We start from the raw sequence: 18,302 nt of genomic DNA, 5'->3' as shown, positions 1-18,302 counted from the left end.
TTGGGGGGTGACTGATTAGAGTGGAGCAAATTCGCATACCTGGTTGGTCGCCAAGATGACACCAGCCGCCATAAAAAAATGCGATAAGCCGTGTTTTTCTGTGAATGGATTAAACGTCGGTAATGAACTGACCGAGGGAGGACAACTTGAACGTTTTTAGTTTGAAATCAGATCCTGACAACCCCCTGCCGCTGACGGAGCAGGGCTACAACCAGAAAACCCGCCGAGATTACCCCTATGTGCAAGAGATAAACGGGCAAATCAAACCGTTTGCACTGTGTCCAGCTTGTAAAAACCCGATACTTTTAGTTAACCGAACAGTCCCGACCACTCAAGCCCAGATCCTGTACGCAAAGCATACGGGCTACGACGTGAAAGGCTTGGCCAATCATGTCGAAGCCGAGTATCTGGACTGTGAGCTTGCGAACCCAGCGAAATTTGACAATCAGGCTAGACGCACTAACGGGAAGCGCAACAATGCCGTACGGGATGCTATGCGGCATCACCTGGATCTTGTCATTCAGACCTTGGAATCCACTATTGGCATTAAATTCACCGATGATGTTATCAACGCAATGGTGAGTGACTTTGCCGGCAATCGTGGCTACGAGTACCAGGCAATCACGCTTTTTAACCTTCCCTTCGGCTTTGCATACATGACCGAGGCTAAGGATTTATATGGTTGCAAAGTAAAAGATGAGATAGCCAAGTCAATTGATGAAAAATCTCAAGGGTTTTCCTTTAAGAAATATTTTGAGAATTACACGGTGACACGCATTCCGAATAGAACTGGCACCAACCTGCGCCTGTATTTCAATCAACACAAAACGGGTGAGCTGCCAGGAAAGGATTCGATCCAAATGGTTGTGATTGAAAAGGGTCCCGCCGTCGACCAAGCCAAAGAGCTATACAAAGCAACCGTTGAGTTCGATGGTGCAAAATTCTATAACTTTTATCGACGAAAAGAGCGGTTACGGCGGATTGCTGAAGTTATCTAGAAGACTCCGACGTTAACTGTCCTATCGGGATACACCAAAACGGTGACAGACTTGTTTACAGAGAATATAGATCTGTCACCTTTAGCCACATATCAGCCATCACCTGATAATGCGGGACATTCGGTCGTGGATCATCGAGCGAAGCTTGCACTTTGGCACGAAACCAAAGGTCGTAACTGGCAGCCTGCTCTTCGGTTTCGAACTCTGAAACAATGGGGGAAAGTTCGGCACTCATAGTCAGCTCCGGTGCTCAATATTCAGCAGCCTAATGGGTATGCGGCTGGCTGCCCAGCTGGGTGCAGGCCATTCGCTTCAATACCCTGCCTAGTAGAAATCGTAGTAAAGCACCCACTCCCCCGTACTTTTGCTCTTCCAGAACATCAGGCTCCCGCAATCCACCACGTTCAGGTTTATTTTCGTGTCGGAGGAAATCTGGAACACGAACTCAAAATCATCACCAAGGTCCACGCCGGACTGGCAGAACGAGGGGTAGCCGCCAATCTTGTGTTCGTAGGTATGAGTCACGAGGTCTGAGTAGCTTTCTATCTCGCCCGTCCGCTGAAGGTTGCAAATTTCCTCTTCAAGGTCCGCCGGTGCGCCACCGCCATCCCACAGTGGAAAGTCCTCTGCGACCCGTTCGGCCAGCAACGGAAAGGGCTTGAGGTATGAGCCTGCTACCGGCAGCTCTTTGCGGACAAGTACATCGTCAAATCCGTACTCCCTGATCAGCCAGTTGTTCCCCATCGGGTCCAGTGCTTCCGGCAAGGGATTGGAAACAAACAAGGTAAGGACGCGAACGCCGTCCAGTGCCGGACTGTTAAACGGCAAGCTGGGGAGGTGGAATTGTGCAAAGGGATGCAGTTCAACTCCGGCGTCGTTTCTCGGGACGCCTTCATCCGGGCGAAACAGGAATACGTTTCCAAGCCAGCTTTCGTCATTCCCATGGGTAGGACGAAATCCGCCGGCGATGAATTTTGTGGCGGGCCTGGCCAAGCGTGTTTTGATTTCCTGGATGTTCATACCGGTACATCACTCCATTGCCAACTGCAGGGAGCCACAACGCTATACGTCGAACGTCCGAGCGCCAACCCTAAAAAGATGTCGGAAATTTCCCCAGAGTTTTCGCGTTTTACCTTGGGTGTAGGAACCCGGTGAATGGCGCGGTAGGCGGTCAGTCAGACCGCGTTATCGTTTATCGCCAGCAAGCCGGCTCCTACAGGGATTGCGTAGGTTGTAGGAGCCGGCTTGCTGCGGGCGGCGTTCCGACGATGCAGGCGACGCGGTTTGTCTGATTCACCGCGGTGGGGCCATCGCCGGCAAGCCGGCTCCTACAGATCACGATTAACCCAGGCTTTCAGTGATCTGCGCCGCCAGTTGTTCCAGCATTGCCGGCACTTCCTGAACCATCTCCCCCATCCGTGCGAAGTCGTGGGTCATGCCGGCCTTTACGTCGAGCACCACGGGTTGTCCGGCGGCACGCAATTTTTCGGCCCAGGCCAGGCCTTCATCCAGCAGCGGATCGTATTCGGCCAGCCACAGTAAGGTCGGTGTCAGCCCTTGCAGGGCTTCGGCGAACAATGGTGAAAAGCGCCAGTCGCGGCGATCATCGGCACTGCGTTGATACTGCTGATAGAACCATTCCAGCGTGGTCGCTTCCAGCAGGTAGCCTTCGGCGAAACGTGCAAGCGACGGGCGTTTTTCCACGGCGTCGATCACCGGGTACAACAACACTTGCAGCCGTGGCGTGAGCAGCCAGGCCTGTGGGTCCTGGGCGATAGCAATCGACAAGGAAGCCACCAGGCTGCCGCCGACGCTATCCCCTGCCAATGCGATACGTGCCGGGTCCAACCCGAGGGCTCCGGCGCCGGTGGTGGCGAGCCAACGCGTCACGTCTTCGGCATCCTCGTAGGCGACAGGAAAACGGTGCTCCGGGGCCAGTCGATAATCCGCCGACAGCACCGCAAAACCACCCGCCAGCGCCAGTCGGCGGCACAGGGTGCCGTGGGAATCGAGGCTGCCGACCACGTAACCGCCGCCATGAAAATACAGCAGCACCGGGCGCTCCTGCGTGCCCAGTGATGGGCGAGCATAGAGGCGAGCATTGAGCAGATGGCCGTCGCGGGCCGGAATGCTGACCGCAGTCACGGTCAGCGCGCCCATCGGTGCGGCGTCAAGCAGCTGCGAGGTTTGTTCGAATTGCTGGCGCGCTTCGGTCGGGCTCAGCTCGTGCATGGGCAGGCTTTTGCCGGTGAGGCGGCCGAACTCGGCCAGCTCTAGAAAACCTTCGATGTCCGGGTGCAGTGCCATGGGCGGTGGTCTCCAAAAAAATAAAAAGCTCGCCCTATAAACGAACCGTGAGGGCCGTTCATTAGGGCGAGCTTGTTTTGGCGCGGTAAAACCTTAGTCCTGCGCCACCACCTCGCGACCGAGTGCCGTCACCACGGCGCTCAGGCATTCATCCCGTTGCAGGATATCGAAGTGGCTGGCGGTGACGGTTTGCACTTTGCGCAGCCGTGGTTGCTGGCGCTCCAGCGTCGCGCGTTCGGCCGTCGGGTTGCCATCCGCCCACCAGCAGCACAGTTCGGCGCGCGGCAGCGGCAAGGTTTCGACCTGCCGCGACAACGCCTTCAAGCGCGTGCTGACCATGAACGTCTGCGCCAACTCATCGGCACCGAGCAATGCGTAACCGCTGGCCTGCTCGCCTTCGGTGTCGATCACCGTGCGAATGATCCGCGCGACAGCGTCCTGATCACCCGTGGTTTCGACACTCAACGCCTGGGCAATGGCATCGCTGTCCATGCTCAAGGTGGCACCGAGGAACTCGCTCAGGTCCGCGCGCCACTCATCAACACTGGCAACGGCATTGGCCTGGGTCGGCACAAAGCTGTCTACCAGGCCGACGAATGCCACACGCTGGCCCTGCTGTTCAAGCAGGTCGCCGACCATCAACGCCAGCGCCCCGCCCAACGACCAGCCCAGCAAGTGATACGGGCCTTGCGGTTGCTTGCGGCGGATCGCTTCGACGTAGTCCGCAGCCATTTGCTGCAGCGAAGTGTCGTGCCACTGGCGGTCGAGCAGCATGCGGCATTGCACGCCATACACCGTGCGCTGGCCTTCCAGTCGACGGGCCAGCGGTTCGTAGTCGAACACCGTGCCGAACCCGGCGTGCAGGCAGAACAGCGCCGGCTGATCGTCCACTGGCTGGTTCAACAGCAACAGCGGTTCCGGGCTCTGTTTGAGCGGTTGCTCATCGACACCGGACAACCCGGCGATGGTCGGTTTGGCCATCATGTCGCGCAGTTTCAACTGGAAGTCCGGCTGATTCAGCGCCCGCACCTTCGAGATCACTTTGAGGGTGCGCAGCGAGTCGCCGCCCAACTCGAAGAAGTTGTCGGTGATGCCGACCTTGTCGACGCCCAGCACTTGCTGCCAGATCTCGGCCAGCGCCCATTCCAGCGGCGTGCGTGGGGCCACGTAGTCGCGGCCCTCGAAGGTCGGGTCGGGCAAGGCCTTGCGGTCGAGCTTGCCGTTTGGTGTCAGCGGGAAACGCGGCAACACCACGACCTGCGTCGGCACCATGTAATCCGGCAGGCTTTCACGCAGGGCTGCCTGGCAACGCAGGCCCAGGCCGTCGTCTTCAGCCGCGACCACATAGCCGATCAGTTGCGGCCCCTGCCCGCCGTCACGCACCACCACCAGCGCGTCGTTGACCCCGACGTGCTCGCGCAGACGGGCTTCGATTTCGCCCAGTTCGATGCGGAAGCCGCGCACTTTGACCTGATGGTCGATGCGCCCCACGTAATCGAACACGCCATCCTCGCGGCGACGCACCAGGTCACCGGTGCGGTACAAACGGCCGCCGTCACTGCTGAACGGGTCGGCGACGAAGCGCTCGGCGGTTTGCCACGGGTGACGGTGGTAGCCACGCGCAACGCCACGACCGCCGATGTACAGTTCGCCGACCATGCCCACCGGCAACGGATTGAGGTCCATGTCCAGCACATGCAGGCTGCGGGTGCCGACGCGGCGGCCAATCGGCGCATACATCGCCTCGCAGTGACCGTCGGCAGCGATTTTCCACAGCAGCGGCGTGACCACGGTTTCCGTCGGGCCGTAACCGTTCACCAGGTATTGCGGTTTGAGCGTGTGCTTGACCCGTTCGAACGTGGCGTCCGGCACCGCATCGCCACCGAAGCAATAGATGCGCACCGGCGGTGGATGGCCGCCCTGCAACTCGGCGTGTTCGGCCAGTTGCAGCAAGTACGCCGGCGGGAAGCAGGCGACGGTGATGCGTTGACGGTGCAACACCGCCAGGGTCTGTTCGGCGGTCCACAAGGTGTTGTCACGCACCACCAAAGTCGAGCCGCTGATCAACGCGGTGATCCAGCGTTCATGGGCACCGTCGAAGGCGAACGACATGAAATGCAGTTCACGGTTGCCCGGGTCCATTTCGTACAACTCGGCAATCGCCTGCACGTGCATGCTCAACGGCCCGTGGGCCACGGCCACGCTTTTCGGTTTACCGGTCGAGCCCGAGGTGTAAATCAGGTAGGCCAGTTGCTCGGCGTGTACGTTGTTTTGCGGCGCCGTCACCTCGACGTCGAGGTTCAAGCGATCCACGGCGACCATCGGCGTGCCCGGATTGAGTTGCGCCGTGTCACGCAAACGCTCCTGGGTCAGCAGCAAACGCATGTCGCTGTCGGCCATCATGTAGCGCAGGCGTTCCTTCGGATATTGCGGGTCCAGCGGCACATAAGCGGCGCCGCACTTCATCACCGCCAGCAGCGAAACCACCAGCTCCAGCGAGCGTTCCATGAACACGCCGATCACGTCTTCGGCCTGCACGCCCTGCTCCAGCAGGTGCACCGCAAGTGCGTCGGAACGCCGATCCAGCTCGGCATAACTCAAGTGTTCGGCGTCGCGGTCGGCGTAGCTGAGCACCAACGCGGTGTGCTCCGGTTGCAGCCGCGCACGCTCGCGGATCAGCTCGTGCACCGGCCGTTCGTGGTCGTCGGCCAGCGTCGGCAGCTCGCCGTCCAGTTGCCGGCCTTGGTCCAGCGTCAGCAAACCGATCTCGCCCACGGCGCGCCCGGCGTTGTCGCACAGGCGTTGCATCAGGCTTTCCATGTGGCTGCGCAGCACTTCGACGGTGGCGAGGTCGAACTGATCGCGCTGGTGCATGTACTCGATGCGCAACCCTTCATCGAGGCTGACCATCAAGTCCATGGCGAAGCTGGTCAGGCCGAAGTCGGAGACGTCTTCGAAGCGCAGGGAATCGCCGTTCCACTCGCGCAACGTGCGGTCCACCGGCTGGTTTTCGAAAACGATGATGCTGTCGAACAGCGACTGCCCGCCCTGCCCGGCCCAGCGTTGAATGTCGCTGAGCGGGGTTTGCTGGAAGTCGCGGATGTCGAGGTTATAGGCCTGGATCTCGCGCAGCCAGTCACCGACGCTCGCTTCGGTCGGCACGCTGTTGACCACCGGCAAGGTGTTGATGAACAGCCCGAGCATGTTCTCCGAACCGTTGAGGGTTTCCGGTCGGCCCGACACCGTGGCGCCGAACGTCACCGTGCGCTGGCCGGTGTAGCGCTGCAACAGCAGCAGCCACGCGGCTTGCACCAGGGTGTTGAGCGTGACTTGCTGTTGCTGGGCAAACGCCTGCAAACGTGCGGTCTGCTGCGCATTCAGGTGCGTATAGATCGCGTGATAACCCGCTTGCGGCGCCTTCACCGGTAATGCGCGGGCCAGGTGCGTGGCGCCTTCGAGGGCGTTGAGTCTGGCTTTCCAGAACGCTTCGCTGACCTCGGCGACTTGCTGGCCGAGCCAGTCGATGTAGTCGCGATACGCGGCCACCGGTTCCTGCGCGTCGCCACTGTAATGACGCAGCACTTCACCGATCAGGCGCGACACACTCCAGCCGTCCATGAGGATGTGGTGATAGGTCCAGATCAGGCGATAGCGGTCGTCTTCCAGACGCACCAGCAGCAGGCGCAACAACGGCGCACGATTCAGCGAGAAGCCACGTTCACGTTCATCGGCGGCCAATTGGCGCACACGCTCGGGCTGGTTATCCAGACCGCGCCAGTCCAGCTCGGTCAGCAGCGTCGGCGCATTGCGCAACACCACTTGCAGCGGCTCCTTGTCGCCCTCCCACAGGAATGCGGTGCGCAGGATCGCGTGACGCTGCGCGGCGTCGGCCCAGGCTTCGCGGAAACGCGGACCGTCAACGCCACGCACGCCCACTTCGATCTGGTTGACGTACAGCCCCGAGTCGCCGTCCTGCACCGAGTGGAACAGCATGCCCTGCTGCATCGGCGACAGTGGATAAACGTCGTCCACCTCGTCTGCCGTCAATGCCAGCGCCTGATATTGCGCTTCGCTCAGCTCGATCTTCAGCGCCGGCACAGCAACTACCGGCGCGGCTTCCTCGGTTTCCACAGCCTGGGCGACGGTCGCCAGTTCGGCGATGGTCGGGTGGCTGAACACGTGTTTCGGCGAAATGCTCAGACCGGCCTTGCGTGCACGGCTGACCGCCTGGATCGACACGATGGAGTCGCCGCCCAGTTCGAAGAAGTTGTCCTGAATGCCGACCGGCACTTCGAACAGCGCCTGCCAGACCTCTTGCAGCGTCGCCTCCACGGCATTGCGCGGCGCGACGTATTGACGAACCTGCTGATCAGGTTGCGGCAACGCGCGGCGATCAAGCTTGCCGTTCGGCGTCACGGGCAGTTGCTCAAGCAACATCACATGGCTCGGTTGCATGTGCTCGGGCAGCGCGTTGCGCAGGTGCTGTTTGAGCGCATCGAGCACCAACGACTGGCCGACCACGTAAGCCACCAGTTGCTTGGACTTGCCGACATCCAGCGCGATCACCACCGCCTCGCGCACCTGTGGATGCTCCAGCAGGCACGCTTCGATTTCACCCAGTTCGATGCGCAAGCCACGGATCTTCACTTGATGGTCGATGCGGCCGACGTATTCGATCACGCCGTCATCGCGATAACGCGCCAGGTCGCCGGTGCGATACAGCCGCTCGCCCTGTGCGCCGAACGGGCTGGCGACAAAACGCTCCGCCGTCAGGTCTGGACGGCGATGGTAACCCCGCGCCAGACCGATGCCGCCCAAGTACAGCTCACCGACGCAACCCACCACTTGCGGTTGCAGGCTGTCGTCGAGAATGTAGGTCACCAGGTTGGCAATCGGGTAGCCGATCGGCACGCTGATCGAGCCGTCATCGACGCACGTCCAGTGGGTCACGTCGATGGCGGCTTCGGTCGGCCCGTACAGGTTGTACAAACCGACGCCGGGCAGCACGCGGAACAGGCTGTTCTGCAAATCCGCCGACAGCGCTTCGCCGCTGCACATGATCTGCCGCAGGCTGGCGCAACGCTCAAAGCCTTCGCCCTGAACAAATGCTTGCAACATCGACGGCACGAAATGCAGGGTGCTGACCTGATATTGCTCGATCAAACGCACCAGCTGCGCCGGGTCGCGATGGGCGCCCGGTTCGGCCACCGCAAGTCGCGCACCGACCATCAGCGGCCAGAAGAACTCCCACACCGACACGTCAAAACTGAACGGAGTCTTTTGCAGCACGGTGTCGCGACCGTCCAGCGGGTATGCGCCCTGCATCCACTCGATGCGGTTGAACAACGCATCGTGACGGTTGGCCGCGCCCTTCGGTTTACCGGTGGAGCCGGAGGTGTAAATCATGTAGGCCAGCGACTGCAACTCGACCACGCACGGCAGGTTTTCCTCGCTCAAGCCTTGGACCAGTCGAGCGCTGTCGTCCAGGCAGATCGCCGTGGTCCCGGCGGGAATCGGCAATTGCGCCAGCAGATGACGCTGGGTCAGCAGCACGTGCACGCCGCTGTCCTCGAACATGTGTTCCAGGCGCTCGCGCGGGTAATCCGGGTCCAGCGGCACATAGGCGCCACCGGCCTTCATGATCGCGAGCAGACCGATCACCAGTTCCAGCGAACGCTCGGCGGCAATCCCCACCAGCACTTCGGCGCCGACACCTTGGGCGCGCAGGTAGTGCGCCAGTCGGTTGGCCTGCTGGTTGAGTTGGCGATACGTCAGGCTCTGACCGGCAAACACCAACGCCTGGGCGTCCGGGGTTTTCAGCACCTGGGCTTCGAAGCACAGGTGGACCGGACGCACGTCGGGCCAGGTCACGGCGGTGTCGTTGAAGCCTTGCACTTGTTGCTCGGTCTGCGCAGCGTCGAGCAGGCTCAGGCGGCCCAAGGCTTGTTGCGGCTCGCGCACCATGGCATCGAGCAACGCCACCAGACGCTTGCTCAGGCCGTCGATGGCCTCGGCGGTAAACAGTGTCGTGTCGTAATTGAAGCGCAGGTCCAGGCACTCGCCCAGCTCGGCGGCGATGGCCAGCGGGAAACTGGTCTGATCGTGATTGCTGATACCGGAGAACTTCAGCGCACTCGGATTACCACCCTCCAGCGCCTCGGCGACCGGGTAGTTTTCGAACACCAGCAGCGTGTCGAACAGCGACTCGCCCGAGTGCCCGGCCCAACGTTGCACATCGGCCAGCGGCGTGTATTCGACATCGCGCAATTTGAGGTTGAGCGCCTGCACCTCGTCCACCCACTGGCTGACCGTGCGCTCGGGATGCGGCGTGGCGATCACCGGCAAGGTGTTGATGAACAGGCCGATTTGCTGCTCGATCCCCTGCAACTCGCTCGGACGACCCGACACCGTGGCGCCGAACGCGACGGTGCGCTGGCCGGTGTAGCGCTGCAACAGCAACAGCCACGCCGCTTGCAGCAAGGTGTTCGGCGTCACGCGGGCCTGACGGGCAAAGCCGCTCAGGCGTTCGGTGGCCGCCCGGTCCAGGCTCAGGTGAACGGTGCGATGACCGTCGCCCTGCCCTGCGACCGGTCCCGGCATCGCACCGGCCAAACGGGTCGGCTCGTTGAACGCCTGCAACTGCTCCAGCCAGAACGCTTCGCACGCAGCGCGATCACGCCCGCCCAGCCACGTCATGTAATCACGATAACGACCGCCGCTCGCCACCGGCATCACACCGGAGTAACGCTGCAACACTTCGCCGAACAGCTGCGAGGTGCTCCAGCCGTCCAGCAGAATGTGGTGGTTGGTGAAGATCAGGTGATGGGTGTCGTGCGAGGTCTGCACTAGGGTCAGGCGCAGCAACGGCGCGACTGTCAGGTCGAAACCGCGCAGGCGATCGTCTTCGGCCAGACGTTCCAGGGCGTGTGCCTGATCCGCTTCATTGCGCCAATCAAGCACGGTCACAGGCAGCGTGGCGTTGGCCAGAATCACTTGCAGCGGACGCGAGCCATTGCTCTCGCTGAAGAACGCGGCGCGCAACACTTCATGGTTTTCCAGCGTCTGTTGCCAGGCGCTGCGGAACGCCTCGACCTCGATGCCCTGCACGTCCACGCGCATTTGCGGGATGTAGGCGCCGGCATCCGGGGCGAACAGGCTGTGGAACAACATGCCTTCCTGCATCGGCGACAGCGGGAAGATGTTTTCGATCTCACGCGCCGCCAGCGGCAGTGCATCGAGTTGCGCCTGATCGACGCTGACCAGCGGCACGTCACTCGGCGTCAGGCCACCGGCACCGCTGAGGCAATGTTCGATCAGTTGTTGCAGCTCAGCGGCATAGGCCTCGGCCAGACGCTGCACGGTGTGCTCGGCAAAGACTTCGCGGCTGAAGGTCCAGCTCAGGCGCAGTTGCCCGGCGTAGACCTGACCGTTAATGCTCAGGCCACGGTCCAGCGAAGCCGAAGCGCCCTGCTCGGAGCCGCCGCTTTCACCGGCCGGGCGCCACGGTGCCTGCTCATCGAAACTGGCATCGAACTGGCCCATGTAGTTGAACGTGATCTGCGGCTGCGGCAAATCCTCAAGACCGGCCTGCGCCAGATACCGCAGGATGCCGAAACCAATGCCTTTGTCCGGCACGGCGCGCAGCTGTTCCTTGACCGCCTTGATGCTCCCGGCCAGATCGGCGGCCGGGGTCAACTTGACCGGGAATATTGAGGTGAACCAACCCACGGTGCGGGTCAGGTCGATGTCGTCGAACAGGTCTTCACGACCATGGCCTTCCAGTTTGACCAGGGTCGATGGCTGGCCGGTCCAGTCGCCCAGCACCCGCGCCAACGCCGTCAGCAACAGGTCGTTGACCTGTGTGCGGTACGCCGCTGGCGCGTCTTGCAGCAGTTGGCGGGTGAAGGTGCTGTCGAGCACGGTTTCCACGCTCACGGCGTGTTGGCTGGCGAGGCTGCCTTGCGGATTATCGGCGGGCAGGTCCACCACCACGTCGTGGTATTGGCGCTGCCAGTAAGCCGCTTGGCTCGCCAGTTCGGGACTTTGCGCATGGGTTTGCAAACGCGCCGCCCACGCTTGATAGGCGCTGGATTTGGCCGGCAGGCGCAGGGGTTGAGCCTGACGCGCCTGGTCGTAGGCCGTTTGCAAATCTTCGAGCAACAGACGCCAGGACACACCGTCCACCACCAAATGATGCACCACCAGCAGCAAGCGCTGACCGCCCGCGCCCATGTCCACCAGCAAGGCGCGCAGCAGCGGACCGTCGTGCAAATTCAGGCTGGCCTGTGCGGCGTTGCAGTGATCCAGCAACTCGTCGGCATTCGCAGCCTGACGCTGCCACAGCAATTCGGCGCTGTTCCAGTGCTCGGCCTGAGCCTGTTGCCACAGGCCATTCACTTGATGCAAACGCAGGCGCAGCGCGTCGTGATGGTCCAGCAGCGCGGCCAATGCCTGTTGCAGGCACGCGCTGTCCAGCGGCTCGCGAAGTTCCAGCAGCACCGATTGGTTCCAGTGGTCCCGGGCTTCAATGGCCTGCTCGAAAAACCAGTGCTGGATCGGTGTCAGCAGCACGTCGCCGCGCACCGGGCCCTGATCGATGACCAGACCGGCGCTGCGCTGCGCGACCTTCGCCAGACTCTGCACGGTCTGGTGTTGAAACAGGTCGCGAGGGGTGATGCGTATCCCGGCCTGACGCGCACGGCTGACCACCTGAATCGAGATGATCGAATCGCCGCCCAGTTCGAAGAAGTTGTCGTCGATCCCCACACGCTCAAGCTTGAGCACGTCTTGCCAGATCGCCGCCAACTCGGCTTGCAGGTCGTCCACCGGCGCCGTGTAAACCTCCTGCGCCAGGGCAGCATCAGGCTTGGGCAACGCGTTGCGGTCGAGCTTGCCGTTGCTGGTCAGCGGCCACTGGTCGAGCTTGAGCAAATGCGCCGGCACCATGTAATCCGGCAGACCGGCCTGCAAATGTTCACGCAGCGACTGACGCAAATCGGCGACGTCCTGGGTGACGGTGAACCAGGCGACCAATTGCTGACTGCCATTGATCTCGGGCGCCAGCACCAGCGCTTGTTCAATGGCCGGGTGACTTTGCAGACGGTCCTGGATTTCCCCCAGCTCAATGCGGAAGCCACGAATCTTCACTTGATGGTCGATACGCCCGGCGTACTCGATGCTGCCATCGGCGCAATAGCGCGCCAGATCGCCGGTGCGATACAGACGTGCACCCGCCTCGGCGGCGAACAGGTCCGGGACAAACCGCGTGGCGGTCAGATCGGCGCGCTGGTGATAACCCCGCGCCAGACCTGCGCCGCCAACGTACAGCTCGCCGACGCAGCCCTTGGCCACCGGGTTCAGGCGTGGGTCGAGCACGTACCAGCGCAGGTCGGCAATCGGCTCGCCCAGCGGCGAACTGTTGACCCCGTCGAGATCGGCGCGGGACAACGGCCGGTACGTCACATGCACCGTGGTTTCGGTGATGCCGTACATGTTGATCAGCAACGGCTGCTGCTCGGCGAACGCGTCGTACCACGGACGCAGGCTCGCGACGTCCAGCGCCTCGCCGCCAAACACCACATAACGCAGGGCCATGCCCTGGGCATTGGCGCAGGCAAACGGCATCAACTGACGGAACGCCGACGGGGTCTGGTTGAGCACCGTGACCTGCTCATCACACAGCAGGCGGGCGAACTCTTCCGGGGAACGGCTGATGGCGTGCGGCACCACCACCAGCTTGCCACCGTAGAACAAGGCGCCAAAGATTTCCCAGACGGAGAAGTCGAAGGCGTAGGAATGGAACAGGCTCCAGACATCGTCCGCGTTGAAACCGAACCAGTGTTCGGTGGCGCTGAACAGACGGGTCAGGTTGCTGTGCGGCAACAAGGTGCCTTTGGGTTTGCCGGTGGAACCGGAGGTGTAGATGACGTACGCCAGGTTTTCCGGACGGGTCAGGTTCGGCAGGTTCTCGACGGACGCCTCATTCAGCCAGTCACTGGCGTGGTCGAGGCAAATCACTTCGATGCCTTCGGACAACGGCAGACGCGGCAGCAGCGCGGAATCGGTCAGCAGCAAGCGCGTGCCGCTGTCGGCCAGCATGTAGGCCAGACGATCCTGCGGATATTCCGGGTCCAGCGGCACGTAGGCGCCGCCAGCCTTGAGGATCGCCAGCACGCTGACGATCATTTCCAGCGACCGCTCCAGCGCGATCCCCACCAACACGTCCGGCCCGACGCCGCGTTCGCGCAGACGCTGGGCGATGCAGTTGGCCTGTTGGTTCAGTTGCGCGTAGCTGAGGGTCGCGCCGTCGCAGGTCACCGCGATGTTGTGTGGGTGCGCGGCGGCCTGGGCTTCGATCAGTTGATGCGCGCACAGCGTGTTCGTGGCCTGCGAAGCGGCGCTTCGGTTCCAGTCCAGCAAGGTGGCGTGCTGCTCGTTTGAGGAAAGCATGCTCAGGTCCGCCAAGGCGACCGAGCCGTCGGCGCAGATGGCTTGCAACAGATTCAGCCAATGCTGGCCGAGACGCTCGACGGTTGAAGCGTCGAACAATTCGGTGGCATAGACGAACGAGGCGTGGATGCCGTCGTCGCTCTCCACGGTGTCGAGCATCAGCTCGAACTTGGTGGTTTTTTCGTCCCAGATCAGCGGCTCGACGCTCAGGCCCGGCAAGTCCCAGCGCTGTTCGCCGCCAGCATCGCGCTGGTGGTTGAACATCACCTGGAACAACGGCGTGTGGCTCAGGCTGCGTTCGACATCCAGCCCATCGACCAACTGCTCAAAAGGCAAATCCTGATGCGCCTGCGCGCCCAGTGCCGCCATCTTGACCTCGGCCAGCAATTGCAAAAATGGCTGGTCGGCATGGGGTTGGGTACGCAGCACCTGAGTGTTGACGAAAAAGCCCAGCAGGTTTTCCACATCCTGACGGGTACGGTTGGCAATCGGCACGCCGACGCGAATGTCCTGCTCGCCGCTGTAGCGATGCAACAGGGTTTGCAACGAGGCCATCAGCACCATGAACAGCGTGCAGCCTTCGCGACGGGCGAGATCTTTCAGAGCAGACGCCAGGGACGCCGGCACATTCAGCTCGACGCTGGCGCCCTGCTGGCTCGGGATCGCCGGGCGACGGCGGTCGGTCGGCAGGTTCAGCAGCGGGTGCTCGCGACCCAGTTGTTCACGCCAGTAAGCAAGCTGACGCTCGGCCTCGCCGGCCTCCAGCCACAAGCGCTGCCAGCGCGCAAAATCGGCGTACTGAATGCCCAACTCCGGAAGTTGCGGCGCTTGCCCGGCGCTGAGTTGCGCGTAGAGCTGGGTGAATTCCTGCAACAGAATCGGCAACGAGCCGCCGTCGGTGACGATGTGATGGAACGTCAGCACCAGCACATGCTGCTGCGCGTCGAGGCGGATCAACCGGCAGCGCATCAGCGGACCGTGCTGCAAGTCGAATGGCTGCTCGGCGTTGAGGGCGATCTGGCGATGCAGTTCGGCCTCGTCGGCGGCGTTGGCCTCGACCAGCGGCGCGTCCATCTGCGGGTGGATTTTTTGCAGCGCCTGCTGCTCATCGAACACGAAGGTGGTGCGCAGCACTTCATGACGCTGCACCAGCGCAGCGAGGGTTTGCGCCAGCGCGGCGCGGTTGAGTTCACCGCTCAGGCGAAAGGCACCGGTCAGGTTGTACGCGGTCGCCTGCGGCTGCATCTGCCACAAAAACCACAAGCGCTGCTGCGCGTACGACGCCGGCAACGTGTCGACCGCCGGGTCCCTTGGCGGGATCGGCAGCAGCTCAAGGGTCAGGCCTTGCGCGTGCATCTTTTCTTGCAAGGCACGCCGCGCGTCCAGGCTCAAGCCGCAGAAACGCTGGGCCAGGGTCATCATTCTGTCCGGTGCAGCACTCATCGCGTGTGTTCCTCATCCACTTCGTCGAACAACGCTTCCAGCGCGTCTACATCGTTTTCTTTGTGTTCACTGTGCTGACGGAACTGCTCGATTTCCGCCGCCAGGCGCTCCAGGGTGTCGCCTTCGAAGAACAGCTTCAGCGGGATCGCCAGGTTCAGTTCTTCCTGAATCCGTGCACGAATCCGCGTCGCCAGCAGCGAGTGGCCGCCCAGCTCGAAGAAACTGTCGTTCACGCCGACACGCTCCACGTGCAGCGCTTCGGCCCAGATCGCCGCCAGGACTTTTTCCAGGTCGGTGCGCGGGGCGACGAAGGCACTGCGGCGCACGTCGAGGTCGAGCAAGGCCTGGCGGTTGAGTTTGCCGTTGGGCATCAGCGGGAAGCGTTCCAGCACCTGCAAGCGCGCAGGTTGCATGTGCTCCGGCAGCGCTTCGCTGAGGTGGCTGCGCAATTCGTTGAGGCGGATGTCGGCGGTGTCGGCCGGGGAAATCACGAAGCCCAGCAGTTGCGGACCGGTCGGCGTTTCACGGGCGATCACGGCGGCGTCTTCGATGCCGGGGGCGCTGCGCATGGCGGATTCGATCTCGCCCAGTTCGATGCGGAAGCCACGGATTTTCACTTGATGATCGACCCGGCCGAGGTACTCCAGCACACCGTCGGCGCGATAACGTGCAAGGTCGCCGGTGCGGTACAGGCGTTGACCGGCCTGCTTCGCAAACAGGTCGGGCACAAAACGTTCGGCGGTCAGCGTGGCACGCTTGAGATAGCCCCGGGCAATGCCGGCGCCGCCAACATACAGCTCACCTTCGACGCCCACGGCCACCGGCGTCAGATCCGGGCCCAGCACGTGAATGCGCATCCCCGGAATCGGCTGGCCAATCGGAATGGTGTCGTCGTCCTGACCTAGCGGCAGTTCCCACGCCGAACACCAGACCGTGCCTTCGGTCGGCCCGTATTCGTTGACCAGCGCCACCTGCGGCAGGGCCTCGCGATGTCGCGCAACCAAGGCGTTGCTGCATGCTTCGCCGGCCACGATCACACAGGCCAGGGCATGGTCGCCGAGGTGTTCGAGAATCTGCGCGTGGTAGGACGGCAAGGTCAGGTAATGGGAAACCTCTTCACGCTGGATCAGCGCCGCCAGCAGCGCCGGGTCCTTGTAGCTGTCTTCGTCCGGCAGGCACAGGGTCGCGCCCTGCCCCAACGCCCAGAAAACCCCGGCCACCGAGCTGTCGAAGGAGAACGACGAGAGCATCAGGAACGCGCGCAAAGGCTGACGATAAAACGTGCTGCGTGCGAGAGTCGAGGCCACCGCGTTGGCGTGACTGATCATCACGCCCTTGGGTTTTCCGGTGGAACCGGAGGTGTAAATCACGTACGCGAGATTGGCACTGTCGCCCAGCGGCACCGGCTGCTCCTGCGATGCGGACCAGACTTCGGCCTGCGGCATCAGCGAAATCACCCGCTCGCCGTGCAACGCTTCCGGCAGCGGCTGGCAGGCCAGCACCTGACGCGCAGCGGCGTCCTGCAACATGAACGCCAGACGCTCGATCGGGTAGTTGGGATCGAGCGGCAAGTAAGCGGCGCCGGCCTTGAGTGTGCCGAGCAGTGCAATGACGATTTCCAACGAGCGCTGGCCGTAGACCGCGACGATTTCATCCGGTGCCACGCCTTGGGCGCGCAGGGTATTGGCGACTTGGTTGGAGCGTGCATCCAGTTCGGCGTAGCTCAGGCGTTGGCCATTGACGCTGACGGCGATGCGCTGCGGATGCAGGCGTGCCTGTTCGCTGAACAGGTCTTGCAGGTAGCAATGCGGCAGTGCTTGCTCGGCGGCCAGCGGGTTGAAGTCTTCGATCAAACGGGTCAGTTGCACCGCGTTGACCTGCGTCGCCTGGCCCAGGGTCAGCTCGGGCGAGGCCAGCAACTGGCGGCTGAACTCGACAAACTGTTCCAGCCACGCCGCCAGCATCGACTCGGGCACCGCGCCGGCCAGGCACGACAGCTGCAAGTGTTCACCCTGAACCCGCAGGCGCAGGACTTCCGGGTTGGCATCGTCCACTTCAATGTTCACGTCGGCATCGGCCTGATACACCAGGCCATAACGCAGCGGCGTCGCGACTTCGGCGCTCAGTTCGAACTCGTTGAGGCAGTCGAGCCAGGACAGCGATTGCTCGACGTTGCCAGCAAACGAGGCCAGCGCTTGCGCCAGGGTTTCGTGGCTGCGGTGATCGAACGCCACTGGCAAACGACGGGCGAAACGCCCGAGGGTCGCTTCGGTCTGCTCGGTGCGCCCCGCCACTTCCCAGCCCATCAGCAACTTTTCCTGATTGTCGATGCGCGCCACAAACGCGCTCCACAGCAACAACGCCACGCGCTGCGCTTCGACGCCCTGAGCCTCGGCCACCCGTTGCACACCGGCCAGCCATGCCGCGTCACCGAGCGTCGCCTGATGGCGAGCCAGCGTCACTTCAACGGCCTTTTCGAAAGGCAGATGATGGGCCTGCGCGAACTGCTGTTGCAGGTTGCGCCAGAACGCGGCGCCTTGATGGCCGATGTCTTCTTCGCGCAGTTCTTCCTGCCACGCGGTGTAATCCAGGTACTGCAAATCTTCCTGATTGTCGGCCAGTGTTTCGCCGCGCAGCAGGCTCGCCAGTTCCACCGACAGAACCCGCAACGACGCTTCATCGAGGCTGCTGGCCGGCGCCAGCAACGTGACGAAATGCTGACCGTCCGTGGTTTCCACGTGCGCCACCACCAGCACCCGACCCGGTGCCTCAGCCAGGGCTTCACGGCTGCGACTCAACGCTTCGGCCAGCGAAGACACACGACCCAGCAACGTCACCGGCAGCTCGTCGCACAGACTTTGCACAGGCCATTTCATGCCCGGCAGGCGACGATAGATCGTGCGCAGTGTTTCATGGCGCTGGCCCAGTTCATCCAGTGCCGCGCGCAATGCCGGCGCCTCCACAGCCTGGGCGACCGGCACGGTCAGGGCGGCGAACAGCGGCTGTCCGCCCAGCTCCTGAGCGCGCAAATAAAAGGCCTGCTGAGCCGAAGTCTGGAAAACGTCTACCGAAGGTTCGAGGGCGGTGGTGTTCATGTCGAGGGTC

At 62.4% G+C, this 18,302-nt stretch carries 6 protein-coding genes; 1 reads left to right on the top strand and 5 read right to left on the bottom strand.

Going from position 1 to position 18,302, the window contains the following annotated elements; genetic code table 11:
* The first annotated feature begins 146 nt into the window (after positions 1–146).
* Positions 147–998, top strand: a complete 852-nt coding sequence (locus ACYZUC_RS29250; RefSeq protein WP_461992096.1) for a hypothetical protein — start codon at positions 147–149, stop codon at positions 996–998.
* Positions 999–1,053: 55 nt separating this feature from the next.
* Here the strand turns inward: ACYZUC_RS29250 and relB are convergent, their stop codons facing one another.
* The 5 genes from relB to ACYZUC_RS29225 all read right to left on the bottom strand — a co-directional run bounded on the left by relB (position 1,054) and on the right by ACYZUC_RS29225 (position 18,292).
* Positions 1,054–1,233 carry a type II toxin-antitoxin system RelB family antitoxin gene (relB, locus tag ACYZUC_RS29245; RefSeq protein WP_461992094.1) on the bottom strand — a complete coding sequence of 60 codons (180 nt, stop codon included), beginning with the start codon at positions 1,231–1,233 and terminating at the stop codon, positions 1,054–1,056.
* 89 nt (positions 1,234–1,322) lie between these two features.
* Positions 1,323–2,018, bottom strand: a complete 696-nt coding sequence (locus ACYZUC_RS29240) for a DUF1963 domain-containing protein (RefSeq protein ID WP_461992092.1) — start codon at positions 2,016–2,018, stop codon at positions 1,323–1,325.
* A 321-nt stretch (positions 2,019–2,339) separates the two neighbouring features.
* The gene (locus ACYZUC_RS29235) at positions 2,340–3,305 is read right to left on the bottom strand and encodes an alpha/beta hydrolase (protein ID WP_461992090.1); all 966 of its coding nucleotides are present in this window, start codon (positions 3,303–3,305) and stop codon (positions 2,340–2,342) included.
* Between the two features lie 93 nt (positions 3,306–3,398).
* The gene (locus tag ACYZUC_RS29230) at positions 3,399–15,197 is read right to left on the bottom strand and encodes an amino acid adenylation domain-containing protein (RefSeq protein ID WP_461992088.1); all 11,799 of its coding nucleotides are present in this window, start codon (positions 15,195–15,197) and stop codon (positions 3,399–3,401) included.
* Complete coding sequence (locus ACYZUC_RS29225; RefSeq protein WP_461992087.1) at positions 15,194–18,292, bottom strand: non-ribosomal peptide synthetase; 3,099 nt, start codon at positions 18,290–18,292, stop codon at positions 15,194–15,196. The genes ACYZUC_RS29230 and ACYZUC_RS29225 overlap by 4 nt, the downstream gene beginning before the upstream one ends.
* Between the last annotated feature and the right edge of the window lie 10 nt (positions 18,293–18,302).

This window comes from Pseudomonas sp. GT1P32, from assembly GCF_054897805.1.
The sequence above is the reverse complement of the archived record's forward strand: the minus strand, read 5'-3'. Positions and strand labels throughout refer to the sequence as shown.

What these genes read in the sequence shown, in the direction of transcription:
- relB (WP_461992094.1), bottom strand. Translation starts at nt 1,233, where the DNA reads ATGAGTGCCGAACTTTCCCCCATTGTTTCAGAGTTCGAAACCGAAGAG.
- ACYZUC_RS29240 (WP_461992092.1), bottom strand. Translation starts at nt 2,018, where the DNA reads ATGAACATCCAGGAAATCAAAACACGCTTGGCCAGGCCCGCCACAAAA.
- ACYZUC_RS29235 (WP_461992090.1), bottom strand. Translation starts at nt 3,305, where the DNA reads ATGGCACTGCACCCGGACATCGAAGGTTTTCTAGAGCTGGCCGAGTTC.
- ACYZUC_RS29230 (WP_461992088.1), bottom strand. Translation starts at nt 15,197, where the DNA reads ATGAGTGCTGCACCGGACAGAATGATGACCCTGGCCCAGCGTTTCTGC.
- ACYZUC_RS29225 (WP_461992087.1), bottom strand. Translation starts at nt 18,292, where the DNA reads ATGAACACCACCGCCCTCGAACCTTCGGTAGACGTTTTCCAGACTTCG.